General features: G+C 68.0%; 14 protein-coding genes. 8 read left to right on the top strand and 6 right to left on the bottom strand.

Features of this window, described 5'->3' with window-relative positions:
* Positions 1–130: 130 nt before the first annotated feature.
* Both P3L18_RS24770 and P3L18_RS24765 read right to left on the bottom strand, forming a co-directional pair.
* Positions 131–373, bottom strand: a complete 243-nt coding sequence (locus P3L18_RS24770; protein WP_079929237.1) for a hypothetical protein — start codon at positions 371–373, stop codon at positions 131–133.
* Between the two features lie 32 nt (positions 374–405).
* Positions 406–1,761, bottom strand: a complete 1,356-nt coding sequence (locus tag P3L18_RS24765; RefSeq protein ID WP_276115558.1) for a PspC domain-containing protein — start codon at positions 1,759–1,761, stop codon at positions 406–408.
* Positions 1,762–1,924: 163 nt separating this feature from the next.
* Between P3L18_RS24765 and P3L18_RS24760 the strand changes: the two genes are divergently transcribed.
* Together P3L18_RS24760 and P3L18_RS24755 are read left to right on the top strand one after the other, a co-directional pair.
* On the top strand, positions 1,925–3,346 hold the full coding sequence (locus P3L18_RS24760) for an ATP-binding protein (protein ID WP_276115557.1): 1,422 nt from the start codon (positions 1,925–1,927) through the stop codon (positions 3,344–3,346).
* Positions 3,343–4,023, top strand: coding sequence for a response regulator transcription factor (locus P3L18_RS24755; RefSeq protein ID WP_020171740.1), 681 nt, complete (start codon positions 3,343–3,345; stop codon positions 4,021–4,023). The genes P3L18_RS24760 and P3L18_RS24755 overlap by 4 nt, the downstream gene beginning before the upstream one ends.
* A gap of 81 nt (positions 4,024–4,104) precedes the next feature.
* Here the strand turns inward: P3L18_RS24755 and P3L18_RS24750 are convergent, their stop codons facing one another.
* Both P3L18_RS24750 and P3L18_RS24745 read right to left on the bottom strand, forming a co-directional pair.
* Positions 4,105–5,394: a serine/threonine-protein kinase gene (locus P3L18_RS24750; protein ID WP_276115556.1), complete on the bottom strand. Its 1,290-nt coding sequence runs from the start codon at positions 5,392–5,394 to the stop codon at positions 4,105–4,107.
* Between the two features lie 195 nt (positions 5,395–5,589).
* A complete protein-coding gene (locus tag P3L18_RS24745; RefSeq protein WP_276115555.1) occupies positions 5,590–6,123 on the bottom strand; it encodes a DUF1992 domain-containing protein in 534 nt (177 codons plus the stop codon).
* Positions 6,124–6,201: 78 nt separating this feature from the next.
* On the opposite strand from P3L18_RS24745, the gene P3L18_RS24740 reads away from it, so the two are divergent.
* From P3L18_RS24740 to P3L18_RS24725, 4 genes are all read left to right on the top strand, one after another.
* Positions 6,202–6,804 (top strand): TetR family transcriptional regulator C-terminal domain-containing protein, encoded by a 603-nt coding sequence (locus P3L18_RS24740; RefSeq protein WP_276115554.1) that lies wholly within the window; start codon positions 6,202–6,204, stop codon positions 6,802–6,804.
* Positions 6,805–6,960: 156 nt separating this feature from the next.
* Positions 6,961–7,998, top strand: a complete 1,038-nt coding sequence (locus P3L18_RS24735; protein ID WP_035726757.1) for an Rv2578c family radical SAM protein — start codon at positions 6,961–6,963, stop codon at positions 7,996–7,998.
* A 243-nt stretch (positions 7,999–8,241) separates the two neighbouring features.
* Entirely contained in the window at positions 8,242–9,063 is an 822-nt protein-coding gene (locus P3L18_RS24730; RefSeq protein WP_276115553.1) for a hypothetical protein, read from the top strand.
* Entirely contained in the window at positions 9,063–10,661 is a 1,599-nt protein-coding gene (locus P3L18_RS24725; protein WP_276115552.1) for a DNA polymerase Y family protein, read from the top strand. The genes P3L18_RS24730 and P3L18_RS24725 overlap by 1 nt, the downstream gene beginning before the upstream one ends.
* A gap of 11 nt (positions 10,662–10,672) precedes the next feature.
* Here the strand turns inward: P3L18_RS24725 and P3L18_RS24720 are convergent, their stop codons facing one another.
* Entirely contained in the window at positions 10,673–11,770 is a 1,098-nt protein-coding gene (locus P3L18_RS24720) for an alanine racemase (protein WP_276115551.1), read from the bottom strand.
* A complete protein-coding gene (locus tag P3L18_RS24715) occupies positions 11,767–13,698 on the bottom strand; it encodes an SDR family oxidoreductase (protein ID WP_276115560.1) in 1,932 nt (643 codons plus the stop codon). Before P3L18_RS24715 ends, P3L18_RS24720 begins: the two co-directional genes overlap by 4 nt.
* Before the next feature lie 206 nt (positions 13,699–13,904).
* On the opposite strand from P3L18_RS24715, the gene P3L18_RS24710 reads away from it, so the two are divergent.
* Both P3L18_RS24710 and P3L18_RS24705 read left to right on the top strand, forming a co-directional pair.
* Complete coding sequence (locus P3L18_RS24710) at positions 13,905–14,504, top strand: TetR/AcrR family transcriptional regulator (RefSeq protein WP_253193903.1); 600 nt, start codon at positions 13,905–13,907, stop codon at positions 14,502–14,504.
* 112 nt (positions 14,505–14,616) lie between these two features.
* Positions 14,617–16,212 (top strand): carboxylesterase family protein, encoded by a 1,596-nt coding sequence (locus P3L18_RS24705; protein ID WP_276115550.1) that lies wholly within the window; start codon positions 14,617–14,619, stop codon positions 16,210–16,212.
* Positions 16,213–16,283: the final 71 nt, after the last annotated feature.

The raw sequence follows: 16,283 nt of genomic DNA, 5'->3' as shown, positions 1-16,283 counted from the left end.
AACCGTGTCGTCCTCGACGTCACCAGTAAGCCGCCGGGCACCATCGAGTGGGAGTAGGCGCCGTACCGCGCCGATGAGCGCCGACGGGTGGTGAGCACCGCGATGCGGTGAAACCGCATCGCGCCGACCCTCAGCGCGACCGGGCCGACCGTGCTCCGGTGGCGATGAGCAGGGCGCCGACGGCGACGGCGATCCCGACGAGGGCCCACCCGATGGTCGCCGGGTCGGGCAGCGTCGGCCCGTCGGCGAGTCCCCAGCCTGCCACCAGCAGGGCGGCGAGTCCGATCAACGCCACCACGGGGGCCCGACGCTGTGGTGCGCGGTCGGTGTCATTGTGATCGCCATTGCCGAATGATGGTGTCGTGCTGTTCATCTCGTCTCCTGTCCAGGGGTTGCCGGAGCTGCTCATCGCTGTACCTTCACACTGCCGACATTGGTGTGGGCGTCGATGGTGAGCACGGGGCCGGTGGTGCCGTCGTTGCCGCCGTCGAGTCCCTCGGGGCAGGAATAGTCGCCGACGCCTGCTGTGCATTCGGCCCGGACGTTCATCCCGGCGGGCACCTCGACGACGATCTCGCCGATTCCGTTGCGCAGGTGCACCGTCTCGTCGGTCGTCAGGTCGACGTCGCGGAGATCGAGCGTCATGCTGCCCATGGTCAGTGTGTACTCGTCGCGGATGTCGTTCTCGCTCATCGGTTTCCAGTTCCGTTCGCCGACTCCGCCGCCGGGCATACCGAACCGGTGGTCACCGGAGGCGGCTCCGGCGAGCAACGTGGTCACGATCACCGCCGCAGAGAGTCCGACCGCGAGTGGTACCAACGCCCCCGGGTGCGAGCGTGTGGACTGCCTGCGCAGCCCGTTGACCAGCAGACCCGCTCCGATCACGGCCAATGCCAGGGACAGCATGTGTGGCACGGTGAACCAGCCGGCGCCGAGTCCGTGGGCGGCGATCCCGCCTGCGACCACCAGGACCGCGATGCCGACCACGATGAACGAGAACGCCGATCGGCGGGGCGCGGCAGGTGGCGTCGGTGGCGTCGCGGGTGTGGTGGGTTCGGGGAGATCCCAGGCGAATCGGGCGGCCCCGAGCGGATCCCACGACGGGGGTGTGGCCTCGATGAAATCGGTCGGTGCGGCGGAAGTCGGGGCTGTGGTGCTCGCGGTGGGTGATGCGGTGACCCCGGCCGCCGGCTTGGCGAGATCGACCGCACCCGGTGCGCCGGGTACCGACGCCGATGCGGTGGATGCGGCACCGGTTCGTACCGCGCGCGGGGTCCAGCGGACGAATCGTTGCGGCGGTTCCGGCGCCGAGACGGTCGAAACGCTGGTATCTGCAGGTGGTTCGGGCGTGCGCAGGAACAGCAACAACCATCCGATGAGCATCAGGATGCCGCCGACGATTCCGCCCGAACCCCAAGGGCCACGCGAGAACACCGACGAGACGACGATCACGACGACCACCCACAGGATCACCGTCGGATTGTTGTGCCACCCGCGGGAGGCACCGCGATCGCCGCCGGCGGCGTGCGTGCGGACCCGGGTGGTGGACGGAAAGGCGATCCATGCCGCGAGGTACAGGAGCACCCCGCTGCCGCCGAAGACGGCCGCCACCACGAACGCCACCTTCACCAGCGTCGGGTCGACCCGGTAGCGCTCACCGATGCCCGTGCAGACACCGGCAATGGTGCGCGGAGAGGCCGGTCTGGTGGGCCGTGTGGCCCACAGCCGTTCGAGCTGCGTCCGAAGCTGCGTCGTGTCCATGGCACTCATCGTGCTCGGTTCGTGGCGAGCTCACATCGGGGACCGACCCTGAGATCCACCCGGATCGACGCGTCGCCGACGCCGGCCGGTGTCGCGGTCTTCGGGGTCGGCACCGGGGTGAACCCTGATGCCCGGGCCCGACGATCATGGAAGTATCGAAGGCATGGCAACCGACGTCGAGCGTGCGCAGAGACTGATGCGCCGCAGTGGCGGCCGCGTGATCGGCGGTGTCGCCGGCGGCGTCGCCGACCACCTCGGCGTCGACGCATTCCGGGTCCGCGTCGTCTTCGTCGTGCTGACCGCGATGGCCGGGGCGGGCGCGCTCGCCTACGCGCTGCTGTGGTTCTTCTGCCCGCCGGGCGACGACGTCGCCGCTCCCGGCCCGTCCGAGCGCAGGCAGGCGTGGGGACTCGCGCTCATCGGGTTGGTCGCGATGAGCGTGGTGGGTTTCGCCGCATCCGGTACGCCCGCCACCTACCTCGTGCCGCTGGTGTTCGTGGCCGTCGGTGCGAGCCTGGTCTGGCGCGAATTCGACACCTCGGCGCGTGCCCGCCCCCACGGTCCGCTGCTGACCTGGACACGACTGGCCGGTGGCGCGGTACTGGTGATCGGGGGCTTGGTCGTCATCGTGTTCGCCGGCACCCGGAACTTCGGCGGACTGAGTACGACGCTCCTCGCCGTCGGTGCGACGTTGCTGGGCGTGCTGTTGCTGACGGTGCCGCTCTGGATGCGAATGTGGCGCGCCCTCAACGAAGAACGGGCCGCGCGCATCCGCAATGCCGAACGCGAGGAGATCGCCTCGCACCTGCACGACTCGGTGCTGCAGACGCTGGCCCTCATCCAGAAGCAGGCCGCCAAGCCAGAGGAGGTCGCGCGCCTGGCTCGCAGCCAGGAACGCGAGTTACGGACGTGGCTGTTCGGTGATCCGGCGCAGCGCGGCGGGTCCCTGGTTGCCGCCGTGACCAGCGTGGCCGGCGAGATCGAAGACCATTACGGCGTCGAGGTCGAGGTGGTGACGGTCGGCGATCTGCGGCCCGACGAGGAGCCCGACAAGTCGATCGCGAAACGGTGGCCCGCGCTGATCGGGGTGACCCGGGAGGCATTGATCAACGCGGCCAAGCACTCCGGCGAACGCAAGATCGATGTCTACCTCGAGGTCGGCGACGACGAGGTCGAGGTGTACGTGCGCGATCGCGGCGTCGGCTTCGATCCCGACCGGGTCGACGGTGATCGTCAGGGCATCGCACGGTCGATCCGGGCCCGCACCGAACGCGTCGGCGGACAGGTGTCGATCCGCTCGGCGCCCGGGCGTGGCACCAATGTGCGGGTCACCATGCCCCGTGGGGATTCCGTCCCGCACGAGGACGAGAAGGCCGGGGCCGATCTCGAAAAGCATTCGGATATCCCCATTTCCGGCGAGGATCCCTCGGTCGTCCGGACTCCCGGGAATCGCGGTGCAGGGCACCTGGGTTCCGACCACACCGGCACGGACCACACCGGCCCCGGCCAGCGAGTCACCGACCAGCACGCCACCGACGAACCGAACACCGACGATCCGAGCACCGACCACGGAAAGGCATCATGACCATCGAAGCGCCGCAGACCGGGCACTACCGGGTGTTCCTCGTCGACGATCACGGCGTGTTCCGGTCGGGGGTGCGGGCCGAACTCGCCGGCGAGGACGGTCTGACGGTCGCCGGCGAGGCGGGCACGGTCGCCGAGGCGATCGCCGGGATCACCCGTCTGCGACCGGATGTGGTGCTACTCGATGTGCACATGCCCGCCGGCGGCGGGGTCGCGGTGCTGCGTGGGGTGACCGACGCGCTGGGCGTCGATGCCCCGGTGTTCCTGGCATTGTCGGTGTCCGACGCGGCCGAGGACGTGATCGCCACGATCCGCGCCGGTGCCCGCGGTTACGTGACCAAGACGATCGACGGGAGCGAACTCGCCGACGCGGTCCGTCGGGTCGCCGAGGGCGACGCCGTGTTCAGTCCGCGTCTGGCCGGATTCGTGCTGGACTCCTTCACCGGCAAATCGTCGACGCCGGAGCCGCAACTGGACCCCGAACTCGACTCGCTGACCCGCCGGGAACTCGAGGTCCTGCGGCTGCTCGCACGCGGGTACACCTACCGCGAGATCGCCGAAGAACTGTTCATCTCGATCAAGACCGTCGAAACCCACGCCTCCAACGTGTTGCGAAAGACCCAGCAGTCCAACCGGAATGCGCTCACCCGGTGGGCGGCGACCCGTCATATCGGGTGAACCGTGCCTCGCCCGGATCCGACCGAAATGCTTGATGGGCGAGTGCTTGATGGCCGAGCGCTTGATCAGTCGAGCGCTTGATCAGACGAGCGCGATCACCAGCACGATGATGGCGGCGAGGACGACGAAGAACAAGAACACCACGGCGGCAAGGACACCCGGCGAGGTCTGCCGGCGCGGCGCGGGTGGACCGAGCGGCGGCATCGCGCTGCTGTAGGACGGTGCCGTCGGATAGCGCGGCGAGTACTGTCCCGGAGGCTGGGCGCCGGGATGGGACATGGCACCGGGACGGGATATGGCGCCGGGTGCTCGGGCCGGATCGTAGGGTGGCGGCGTCGCCACGCGGGTGGGATCGTAATGGTGTTGTGGTGCAGCGGGATTCGAGGCAATACCGCGGGGTGAGGAGCCCGACGCCGGCGGTGGTCCGGGTGGTGCCGTGCGGGGCCGGGTGTTCAGACCGAGGTCGGATCGGGAGACGAGGCTGGTCAGCACCTGCTCGGTGGAGCCGTGCTCACCCGCGGCGATCCGGGCGAGTTCGTCGCGTGCCTGCGCCATCGTGACGCGGCGCCGAGGGCTCGGCTCGAGCATCCGCAACAGTACCGGTTCGAGTACGCCGGCCCGCTTCATCGGATTGATCTGCGCACGCGCCACCCGATGCAACATCACCAGCGAGTTGTCGTCGACGCCGTACGGCGGTTCACCCTCGACCATCGTGTAGATGGTGGCGCCGAGAGAGTACACATCCGACGGCTCGGCCGGCTCGTCGCCGCGAGCGACCTCGGGTGCGAAATAGGCTGGGGTACCGGTGATCAGGCCGGTCTGGGTGAGGGTGACATCGTCCTTGGCGCGGGAGATGCCGAAGTCGGTGATCTTGACCAGCCCGGCCTGACGCCCACCCCCGGCGATGAGGATGTTGCCGGGTTTGATGTCGCGGTGGATGATTCCCGACGCGTGCGCCTCGACCATCGCGTCGGCGACCTGTGCGCCGATCTTCGCGGCCTCGGTGATCTCGAGAGTGCCGGTGGCATGCAGGATCTGGGCGACGCTGCGTGAGGGCAGATACTCCATCACCAGCCAGGGCTCGCCGCCGTCGAGGGCGACGTCGTGCATGGCGATGGCGTTGCGGTGGCTCAGTCGGGCCGCGATCCGGCCCTCGCGCATCGCGCGCTGCCGAACGGTTTCCGCGGAGTCCTCCGACAATCCCTCGGTGGAGAGGACCTGCTTGACGGCCACTTCACGGTCGAGGAGTTGGTCGCGGGCGAGCCAGACCGTGCCCATGCCACCGCCGCCGATGCGCGAGACGAGCCGATAGCGTCCGGCCACCAAGAAATTGGGGCCGGGTGTCCGGTGGCTGTCGACGTCGGCGGGCATGACAGCGATGATAGCCGTGGCGCTCAGGCACACCGCCCGGTGTGAGCTGGGCTGTCCGTCGAAAAGGGGAGTCAGTCGTCTGGTGTGGATGTGAGGCGCGCGGCAAACGGATGCCGGGTGGTGCGTTCGCGAGGGAGCCGCCTCCTGGGAAGCGGTGCGGTCGACCGGTACCGGCACACCTGGCCGATCGCGGTCTCAGTGATGTCGTCGACCCGCCTTGCCTAAGATACCTCGGCGAGACCGCTTCTGCGCCTTCGCTTCTTGACGTGGCATAGAGCGTGCTTCCGCAGATCGCGCCGCCTTGCGTTCGGCCCATGCAGCCACCGTGGCTTCGGTGTCACGGGGCATGGTGATGAGCGGCGGTCCGGATGGCAGCTGGAGACGAGCGTGCATCACCCGGTCGTTGAACTGGGCAATCTCGCGTCGAACGGCCTTCTCGTTCGATAGCCGATCGAGTTGCTCGTCCAGGGCGGCATCATCTTTTCGTAACTGAATGGACGGCGGCAGGAAAACGAGTCCCTCGCGCTTCATGAACCTCTTGAGCCACCAGTCCGGGTCATCGGCATCGGACAGATCCAGTGGCTGGCCGCTGCCGGGGAGGTCATCAAAGTCGCCCCGTTCGATCGCCTTCCGAATATGCATGTCGGCGAGCAGAGCGATCGCCGTTTCGGAGTCGAACGCGAAAGCGGACGGGTTGCAGAACGTCAGGGGCGGCGTGTGCTCATGCATCGTCAGCACTCCATGTCGTGAATCTATTTCAGTCAGATGTATTATGTCATCTGTATTGCAACAGTGAGAGGGTTACGGGTGCCGAAGCAGGTTGATCATCATCAGCGGCGTGAGTCGATCGCTCATGCGCTGTGGCGCGTCGTTGATCAGCGCGGTTGGGCACGGGCGACCATGCGTGAAGTTGCCGCTGAGGCGGGGGTTTCACTGGGTCAGTTGCAGCACTACTTCTCTTCTCGTGCCGAGATGTTGGCCTTCGCGATGGAGTTTGCGTCGGAACAAACAACTCGCCGAGTCTCACGAAGCCTGACGTCGCTCGACCAACCCCCGCATCCTCGCGACGTGCTGCGAGTGGTCCTCACGGAGATGCTTCCTCTGCGCCCTGACTCCCGTGCCACCAGCCGTATGAACGCCGCTTACGTGCTCGAGGCGATGCACGACTCATCGCTGCGTCAGCAGGTTGGACGCGGACTGCGGGAGGGACGCGCGATGGTGGAAATTCTCATCCGGGAGGCGATCGGCCAGGGGCATATCCGTCGCGGTTGCGACCCGGTCATCGAAACGGATCTGGTCCTTGCGTTGACCGGACTCGGCCCTCTTCTCGACCTCGACGTCATCGAACCGCGAGCGGCACTCGCGGCGATTGACCAGCATCTCGACCGACTCTTCGAACCCGAATCATGACCGATGCAGGTACCGGTGTGCCCTGCGAACCCTCCGTGTGCGACGTGCCCGACGTCCTGAACTCCGAGACCCGTGGGTGGGTCGACGCCGCTCCCGCCCCGAGGGTGTTGTGCGCGCTGGATTGACAAGACCTAGCACATGTGTTCGACTCCGGGTATGCGTTGGTCCGAACAGGCTGTCGAAGCCGACGATGGTGCCCTGCCGGGTCTGGGCCGGGCCGGGCTGGTGCGATCGGTGCAGACCCCGGAGTTCGAGGGCATCACCTTTCACGAGGTCCTCGCCAAGAGTGCGCTCAACCGGGTGCCCGAGGAGTCCGGGTTGCCGTTCACCTACACGGTCAACACCTTTCGGGGGTGCACCCATGCCTGTCGGTACTGCTTCGCCCGGCCCACCCACGAATACCTCGACCTCGACGCGGGCCGGGACTTCGACTCGCAGGTCGTGGTCAAACTCAACGTGGCCGCGGTGTTGCGCAAGGAATTACGGCGTCGATCCTGGCGTCGGGAACCGGTGGCCCTGGGCACCAACACCGACCCCTATCAGCGGGCCGAGGGCCGCTATCGGCTGATGCCCGGCGTGATCTCGGCGCTGACGGAATCGGCCACGCCCTTCTCGATCCTCACCAAGGGCACGCTGCTGCGACGCGATCTGCCCCTGCTGCGTCAAGCCGCCGGGCAGGTGCCGGTGTCGCTGAGCATCTCGCTGGCCTTTCATGATGCCGAGTTGCAGAAGCAGATCGAACCGGGGACGCCGTCGCCCGCGGCGCGGCTGGCACTGATCCGCGACATCGCCGAGGCCGGGTTCGCCCCGCACGTCATGGTCGCCCCGGTGATCCCGTACCTGACCGACTCCAGCGCGCACCTCGACGCTCTGCTCGCCTCGCTCGCCGAGGCCGGGGCGTCGGGCGTCACCGTCATCCCGATGCATCTGCGCGGCGCCACCAAGCCGTGGTTTCTGACCTGGCTTGCCGAACATCACCCGGCGCTCGTCCGCCGATATCGCACGCTCTACGGGCGGGGCGCCTACGTCACCCCGGAGTACTCGTCGTGGCTGCGGGAACGGATGCGGCCGATGGTGGCACGTCACGGGTTGGCCGGGTCGTCGGGCTCGCGTGTGGGGCACCCGGAGCAGCATTCCGGCGTCGACGATCCGGTGGCCGAACCCGAACTGGCACAAGCGCTCACGTTGTTCTGAGATCGCTCGTTCTTCCCGGGTGTTTTCGTTCTTCCTCGGGAGATTTTGCGGGGAAGGTCTTGTTTCTTCGGGAAGAAGCTCGGGCGACCTGCGCGGTTGCGGACTGTCGGAGCCGCGTCGTACGATCGGGACATCGAAAAAACATTCGATTCGCGGGGTGATTCCCCGAGTCGGATGGGACGCGATGGTGTGGCACTTCCCGGCCCGCCGAGCATTGTGTGCGCTGGCCGGAAGGGGTGTGTCATGAGTGTGGTGCCACTGGATCGGGGTGGGCGAGAAGGGTCGGGACGTGCGGATCCCGACACCCTCGACTCCCTGCGCCGAAAGATGGCGGTGATGTCGGGGATGCCCGACAGACGCTCGGTACAGCCTGGGCCGGCCGAGGTCTTTGCCTTACCGGACGCCATCGCAGACCTGTTGCCCCGCAGCGGAATCGGGAAGGACGGGAGCTCCGGACAGCACGGGATCGCCCGGGGCACGGTGGTCGGTTACCGGGGTGCGCGGTCGCTGCTGATGGCGATGATCGCCACCCTCACGCAGGCGGGACACCAGGTGGGCATCGTCGGGATGCCGCGCCTGAATCTGCTCGCCGCGGTGGAGATGGGCGCCGATCTGCGTCGGATCGCGGTGGTCCCCGATCCGGGTATCGACCCGGTGGAAGTGGCCGCGGTACTGCTCGACGGCATGGACGTGGTCGTGGTGGGGCTGCGCGGGATCACCGTCGCACCCTCGCGGAGCCGGGTGGTCGGGGGCCGTGCGCGCCAGCAGGGTTCGTCGCTGGTGGTCGTCGACGGCGACTGGCCCGGCGCGCACACCCGGATGGATGCGCGGGTGATCGGTTATCGACACGGCCCGGAGGCCGCCGATCTCGCCAGTGCACATCGGGGTTACGGACGGGTCGGTGGCATGCGGCTCCAGATCGTCGTCGGTGGTCGCGACCACCGCCGACGTTCCGCCGAGATCGAGTTCACCGCAGGGGGATTCGGCGACGACGCGGTACACATCCGACGGGTGGGACCGTCGGTGTCGGTGGCCGCCGACGCGCCCGGTGCGGTGGCCAACTGATGGCCGCGCAGGCGCGGGTGCTGGCGCTGTGGTGTCCAGACTGGCCCGCCACGGCAGCCGCCGCCGATGCCGATCTGCCGCCCCGACACCCGGTGGCGGTGCTGCACGCCAATCGTGTGATCGCCTGCTCGGCCCCGGCGCGGGCGCTCGGGGTGCGGCGGGGGATGCGTAAACGGCAGGCGCAATCGGTGTGTCCGGAGATGACGGTCGTCACCGCCGACGAACATCGGGACGGCCGGTTGTTCGAGCCGGTGGCCGCCGCGGTCGCCGACCTGGTCCCGGCAATGGAGGTGGTGCGGCCCGGGTTGGTGGTCCTGCGGCTGTCGGGAGCGGCCCGTGTGTTCGGGGGAGAGGCCGAACTCGCCGAGGAACTCATCGACCGGGTCTCCGCGTGCGGGGTTGAGTCGCAGGTCGGCGTCGCCGACGAACTGTTCACCGCGGTTCTGGCCGCGCGCACCGGACACAGTGTGCCGCCCGGCGGCGATCGTGAGCACCTGGCGGATCGGCCGATCGCCGACCTCGCGGCCGAACCCTCCCTGTGCGGGCCCGGCCGCACCGAGTTGGTCGATCTGCTCCGCAGGCTCGGCCTACGGACCATCGGGGCGTTCGCCGCGATGGCGGCGTCCGACGTCGCCACGAGATTCGACGCCGACGCGGTCATCGCACATCGGCAGGCCACCGCCCAGCCGGGCCGTCCCCCCTCGACGCAGGCGCTGCCGGAAGACCTGGTGATCGAGTACCCGTGCGACCCGCTGATCGATCGGATCGACGCGGCTGCCTTCGCCGGCCGCCGGATCGCCGAACTGCTGCACCGCCGTCTCGTCGATGCGTCGGTGGCCTGCACCAAGTTGACGGTGGAAGCGATCACCGAACGCGGACAGCGTCATTCGCGAACCTGGCGATGCGGCCAACCGCTCACCGCGTCGGCGACCGCCGACCGTATCCGCTGGCAACTCGAGGGATGGATGACCAGTGGTCGTACCCGGGGTTCCGGCGACGCGCGGCCGGATTCACCGATCGCGGTCCTACGGCTGGTGCCCGTCGAGGTCGTCGACGCCGGAATGCTGCAGCACGCGTTGACCGGTGCCGGGCTGCCCGGCGAACCGGAACTGACCGAACGAGCGCGCCGCAGCATGGAGCGGGTGCAGGGCCTGCTCGGCGGCGATGCGGTGCGCATACCCGTGCTCAGCGGTGGACGCGGTCCCGCCGAACAGATCTCGATGATCACCCTCGGCGAAGACCCGGTGCCCGGGCGCGACCCGGAGGCGCCCTGGCCGGGCCGCCTGCCCCAACCGGCACCGACGATGTCGTCCGACGCGCCGGTCGAGGTGATCGATCCCGCGGGAGAGCCGGTGCAGGTCACCCCGCGAGGCGCGTTCACCGCCGAACCGACGATGGTCCGGATGCCCGAACCCTCCCGGCAGGGCTGGGAGGTGCGGTGGTGGGCCGGGCCGTGGCCGGTCGGTCTGGAACCTGCCGGTCCGGAATCGGGGCATGAGGCGATCAGTGCCCGCGCGCAGGTGCTGCTCGACGACTCGCGCGCGTTGCTGCTGTGCTACCGCTCCGGCGGCTGGGTGGTGGAGGGGGTCTACGACTGAGCGACCTGGCTTCAGCTGTTGCGGCCGCGTGCGGCGACGCGCCACGACAGTGAGTGTTCCCCTTGGCCTTTCACGATCAGGTCATCGACGAGGTTCACGGCCGTGCACACGTGGTTGGGGATCACCTCGATCCGGTCTCCCGGATCGGGGATCCTCGCCGGCCCCTCGGGGTCGTCGTCCTCGGGGTAGTCGATGGTGGCGTGATGTTCCGACAACGCGGTGATCCGGGCTCGCGGGGAGTCGAGGACATGCCCGAAACCCGTTGCCCACTCGGGCCGGTCGGCGCCGAGGATCTTGCTGCCGGCATCGACGATCACCCGCGACCGCGATCGATGGACCACCGTGGTGACCGCGGTCAGCGCCACCTCGTCGACGGTGGCGCTGCCCAACTCCACCTGCTGGGCGTCGTTGAACGGGTAGACACCGGGCCGGATCTCGGTGAGGGCTCCGGCTTCGGCGAACTCGACCGTCGGGGTCGATCCGCCACTGATCACGCGGGGATCGATACCATTGTCGCGCAACGACTGTGCCGCGTCGCGCAACGCCACCACCTCGGCGGCGGCGGCCTCGGCGCGCGCCGATCCGGGACCGTATCCGTGTCCGGGGAAGGTGAACACACCCACCACGTCGAGGCCCGCGGCGGCTGCTGCTGCCGCCACCTGCCCGGCCTGTTCGGCCGCCACCCCGGTGCGGTGATGTCCGGAATCGATCTCCACGAGAACCTCGAGATGTGTATCGGGCCGTGCGACCTCGGCGGCGAGGCGGTGCGCTCCGGCGATCGAGTCGACACCCACGCGCATCGACACCGCGCGAGCGATTTCGCGTAACCGCGCACCCGTGTGGGCGGTCACCCACAGCGGGTAGGCGATGAACAGATCGCGACACCCGGTTTGTTCTGCCGCGGCCGCGAACACCTCGGCCTCACCGATGGTTGCCACCGTCAGACCCGTCGCACCGCAGTCGATCTGGCGCCGAGCGATCTCGATGCACTTGTGGGTCTTGGCATGTGGGCGCAGTGCCACGCCGAGGTCGGCGCAGCGTCGCGCCATGGCGGTGAGGTTGGACTCGAGTCGAGTGAGATCGACTGCCAGATACGGGGTGTCGGTCACGGGGTGTCACCGGCTGTGGAGTTCTCCAGAGCGGCCGTCGATTCGCGGCTGAGGAGGTAGTCCTGATGCATGATCCGGGTGGTCAGCCGTGGGGCGAAGCGGTGGCCCAGGTCGGCGAGGTCACCCAGTGGTGTCGACACCCGTTGTGGGCGGCGCAGAATCGCATCCAGTACGCGTGAGGCGCCCTTGTCGACCGACCACACCCCGGCCGAGTCCCGGTACTGCTCGGTCGGCGCGATCATTCGTGTCCGAACCAGTGGGAGCCGCACATGGGAGACCGTCACGTGATCCGACAAGGTCTCGGCGGCGACCGAATCGCTGAACGCCTCCAGTGCCGCCTTCGATGCCGCGTACGCGCCGAAGCGGGCGCCGCGCGCCTGCACGGCGATCGAGGTGACGTTGACGATGTGGCCACTGTTGCGTTCGACCATGTGCGGTAGCAACGCCAGTACCAGATTGACCGCACCGAAGTAGTTGACCGCCATCACCCGGTGATAGTCGTGGGAGCGATCGACGGCGTTGATGGTCGCCCGGCGGATGGAACGGCCGGCGTTGTTGACCAGGACGTCGACGTGACCGTGGTCGACGATGACGGTCTTCACCATGGCGCGTACCGACTCCTCGTCGGTGATGTCACAGACGAACGGGATCGCCTGCCCGCGAGGGATTCCGGGTTTGGGTGTCGCCGAATTCACCTCGCGCGCCGCGGATTCCAGCTCCTGGGAGTGGCGTGCGACGATCAGCGCCGTGGCACCCCGCTCGACGCACATGCGGGCGGTGGCCTTGCCGATTCCCGACGAGCCACCGGTGATCAGAACGACCTTGCCGACGAGCGGGCCGCGCGGATCGGATCGCCGATGACGCGCCGGGTCGAGTGCGCGCTCCCAGTACCGCCAGAGCAAGGGCGCGTAGTCGTCGAATTCCGGTGGGCGAATCCCGAATCGGGCCAGCCGTGCGATGGTCAGGTCGGAGCGGAACGTCACGGGCAGATCCATGCCGTCGAGCAGGGCGGGCGGGATACCGGCCTGGCGGGCGATGAGGTTGCGGCCGAGGCGTAACGGGGGAGTGCCGGCCAACGACGTGGCGCGTCCGACGATCTGGTGGGGGATCGCGTTGATGCCCTTGGGGGCTCGCAGGGATGGGGCCAGTGCGTTGTACATCTCGGTGATCGTCACCTCGCGGCGGTCTCCGAGGTGATACACCTGGCCGTCGGATTCCGGGTCGAGACCGATCAGGGCGACGAGGGCGTCGACCACATAGTCCACCGGTACCATGTTGATGCGTCCGAGGTCGGGAAACGGGAGACGCAGTGCCGCAGGCAGTTTCCCCAGCAGACGAAGATGACCGAAGAAGTAGTACGGGCCGTCGATCTTGTCCATCTCGCCGGTACGGGAGTCGCCGACGACCACCGACGGGCGATACACACGCCAGCGCAAACCCGTACACTCGCGGATGACCTTCTCGGCCTCGAACTTGGTGCGGTGATAGGGCGTCGGGAAACCCTGCCCGAGATCGAAGTCCTGCTCGGTGAACTCGCCCGCGTGGTCACCGGCCACCGCGATCGACGAGATGTGATGGCACATCGCATCATGGGCGACGGCGAAGTCCGCGACCCGTGCGGTGCCCTCCACATTCGCGGCATGCTGGCTGGCCGCGTCGGCTGCCATGTCATAGATCGCGGCGAGATGGACGACGTGATCGACCTCGATGTCGTTGTCGTCGACGCCAAGGCCGTCGACGGTGAGATCCCCGATGACCGGGTGGACGCGGTGCGAACCGGGGAAGCTGCGCACGGTGTCGACGAATCGGGGCAGTGAGCCCTGGCGGACGAGCGCGTGGATCTGCGCGTCGGGATCGGTTGCGAGTAGTTGTCTGATGACGCGGCGTCCGATGAATCCGCTGCCACCGGTCACAAAGTACGAGGTCACGGTGAACTCCATGTTCGCAGGCTGACGAAAACACCATTCTTACTGGACAGTAAGATCGGTGTGCTGGTTCACACCCTGTCACTCCGGGCCGTCGCAGGCAAGGTCTGGTGGCTCGCGCGGCGGTCGGTGCACCACAGGCATTGGAGGCTCGCGGATAAATTTTCCACCCCTGGTAAATGATTGCCAGGGGTGGTAGTTTTGCCGTGGTGGCCGCTACTTCCATGATCGCGCGGGTGCGTCGGCAGCAGATGATCGAAGCTGCTGTCGAGGTCATCGACCAGATCGGCGTCAGCCAGGCGTCACTGGTACGCATCGCACGACAGATGGGGGTCAGCCGCAAGCTGATCACCTACCACTTCGACAGTCGCGCAGCACTTTTCGCGGCGGTTGTCGAGCACGTCTATGACCTCGGCCGCAGTGAGGTCCAGCCAGAGGCCAACGCGGCGCGGTCGCCGGAGGCCATGCTCACGGCATTCATCCGCGGCAGCATCGCCTTCTACGCTCGCCACGTGCGCGAGATGAGAGTGCTCTCGGCGCTGTATGCGGCCGACGATCCCGACGCCCCGAACCGCGACGAGAGCGATCATCACCGAGAGGAGATGACAGCGGTGGATGCCATCCTCGCCGACGGTCAGAAAGCCGGACTGTTCCGGACCTTCGACGTGGGGCTGGCCGCCGACCTCGTGCGCGTCACGCTCGACCTCGGGCTGCGCCGGATCATCGCCGGCGATCCGCCGGCGGCGGTGGCCGAGGAACTCGACCGATTCGTGCTGGCGGGGCTACGCGCCGAGCACCCGCGGATCTGACCACGCGAATCCGACCACCGCGAATCCGACCACCGCGAATCCGACCACCGCGGATTCGACCGCCGCGGATCTCCAGCCCACGGAAGGCGACATGACACAGTGCTTGAGACGAATGAGTTCGACCATCACGCTGATCGCCGTCATCATCGTCGGCGGTGTGGCGTGCACGAGCGCCGATGACTCCACACATGCTGCGCCGCTGCAGGTGTCGACCAGCAGTGGGGTCCTGCACGGCCACACGGTCGGGGCCACCCGTCAGTTCACCGGTGTTCGCTATGCCCAAGCGCCCACCGGGGATCGGCGCTGGGCGCCACCGGTCCCGGTGTCGGACCCGAAAACCGATGTCGACGCCACCGGTGTGGCGCCCCAGTGTCCGCAGGCGGCGACGCCGGTACCGGGGAAGCCGCCACCCACGCAGAGCGAGGACTGTCTGTACCTGAATGTGACCACCCCGCAACGGATCCCCGATGGCTCATCGCTACCGGTGATGGTGTGGTGGCACGGCGGCGGATATGTCAGCGGGTCCGGATCGTCTTACGACGCACAGCGTCTGGCCGACGCCGGTGACGTCGTCGTGGTGACGGTGAACTATCGGTTGGGGATCTTCGGCTATCTCGGACTGCCGGGACTCGTCGGGTCCGGTGACTTCGGATTCGCCGATCAGATCCAGTCGTCGCGCTGGGTACACGACAACGCCCGGGCGTTCGGTGGCGATCCCGGCAATGTGACCGTGTTCGGTGAATCGGCAGGCGGCATGTCGGCGTGTGCGGCCCTGACCTCGCCGGCCGCCAAGGGACTCATCGACAAGGCCATCATCGAGTCCGGTTCGTGCGCATTGGATTTCCCCACCGGAAGTCTGTTCCCCGGAGTTCCGCAGTCACGTCCGTATGCACCCCTTGAACAATCGGAGGCCACCGGTGCGCAGGTCGCGGCATCGCTGGGGTGTGCCGGTGCCGACACCGTGCGTTGCCTGCGGGACCTGCCCGTCGAGAAACTGCTGACCCAGAACGAGACGTTCTCGAACGGACTCGCCTACGGCACCGCGCTGCTGCCCACGAGTCCGGCCACGGCCGTCGCCGACGGCACCACCCTGCGTATCCCGGTCATCACCGGCGGAAACGCCGAAGAGAACGGCGCCTTCACCGCAGGCGCGGTGACGGCAGACCCGCACGCCTACACCGCCGAGTCCTATCCGGCCGACCTACGGGCCGCGTACGGGGTACGGGCACAGGAGGTAGCCGCGCGGTATCCGTTGTCGTCGTTCTCGTCGGCGCCCGCCGCGTTGGCGCGGGTGTTCACCGATTCGGGGTGGTCCTGCCCGACCCTTCGGGCGGCCCACGACTTGTCCGGCCACGCGACGACCTTCACCTATGAATTCGCCGATGCGTCAGGGCCGAACGTGAGCGGTGGGGACAATTTGGCAGTGCCCAAGGCTGCGTTCCACGCCGACGAATTGCCGTACCTGTTCGACTTGAACGGCACCAACCTCGCCCCGCGACCTCCCCAGTCCACGCTGTCGGCGGCGATGATCGGGTACTGGACGTCGTTCGCGCATTCGGGTACACCCACGGCCGCCGACCAGCCGCAGTGGCCGTCGGTGTCGGGGGCGAGCGGTCCGGTGCAGTCCTTTGCCGCCGACGGAGTGCACGGCGTCGACTTCCGTGCCGAGCACCAGTGCGACTTCTGGGATTCGGTGCCGATCACATAGTCGTCGACGGCGCCCGGCACGACGCCGACAGCGCCCGCCATGATGCCGAGCGCGCTCGGCGAAGCGCTGTC

This window comes from Gordonia sp. N1V, from assembly GCF_029269935.1.
GTDB lineage: Bacteria > Actinomycetota > Actinomycetes > Mycobacteriales > Mycobacteriaceae > Gordonia > Gordonia polyisoprenivorans.
The sequence above is the reverse complement of the archived record's forward strand: the minus strand, read 5'-3'. Positions and strand labels throughout refer to the sequence as shown.

Coding starts and splice junctions, on each gene's coding strand:
- P3L18_RS24770 (WP_079929237.1), bottom strand. CDS start 373: ATGAACAGCACGACACCATCATTCGGCAATGGCGATCACAATGACACC.
- P3L18_RS24765 (WP_276115558.1), bottom strand. CDS start 1,761: ATGGACACGACGCAGCTTCGGACGCAGCTCGAACGGCTGTGGGCCACA.
- P3L18_RS24760 (WP_276115557.1), top strand. CDS start 1,925: ATGGCAACCGACGTCGAGCGTGCGCAGAGACTGATGCGCCGCAGTGGC.
- P3L18_RS24755 (WP_020171740.1), top strand. CDS start 3,343: ATGACCATCGAAGCGCCGCAGACCGGGCACTACCGGGTGTTCCTCGTC.
- P3L18_RS24750 (WP_276115556.1), bottom strand. CDS start 5,394: ATGCCCGCCGACGTCGACAGCCACCGGACACCCGGCCCCAATTTCTTG.
- P3L18_RS24745 (WP_276115555.1), bottom strand. CDS start 6,123: ATGCATGAGCACACGCCGCCCCTGACGTTCTGCAACCCGTCCGCTTTC.
- P3L18_RS24735 (WP_035726757.1), top strand. CDS start 6,961: ATGCGTTGGTCCGAACAGGCTGTCGAAGCCGACGATGGTGCCCTGCCG.
- P3L18_RS24730 (WP_276115553.1), top strand. CDS start 8,242: ATGAGTGTGGTGCCACTGGATCGGGGTGGGCGAGAAGGGTCGGGACGT.
- P3L18_RS24725 (WP_276115552.1), top strand. CDS start 9,063: ATGGCCGCGCAGGCGCGGGTGCTGGCGCTGTGGTGTCCAGACTGGCCC.
- P3L18_RS24705 (WP_276115550.1), top strand. CDS start 14,617: ATGAGTTCGACCATCACGCTGATCGCCGTCATCATCGTCGGCGGTGTG.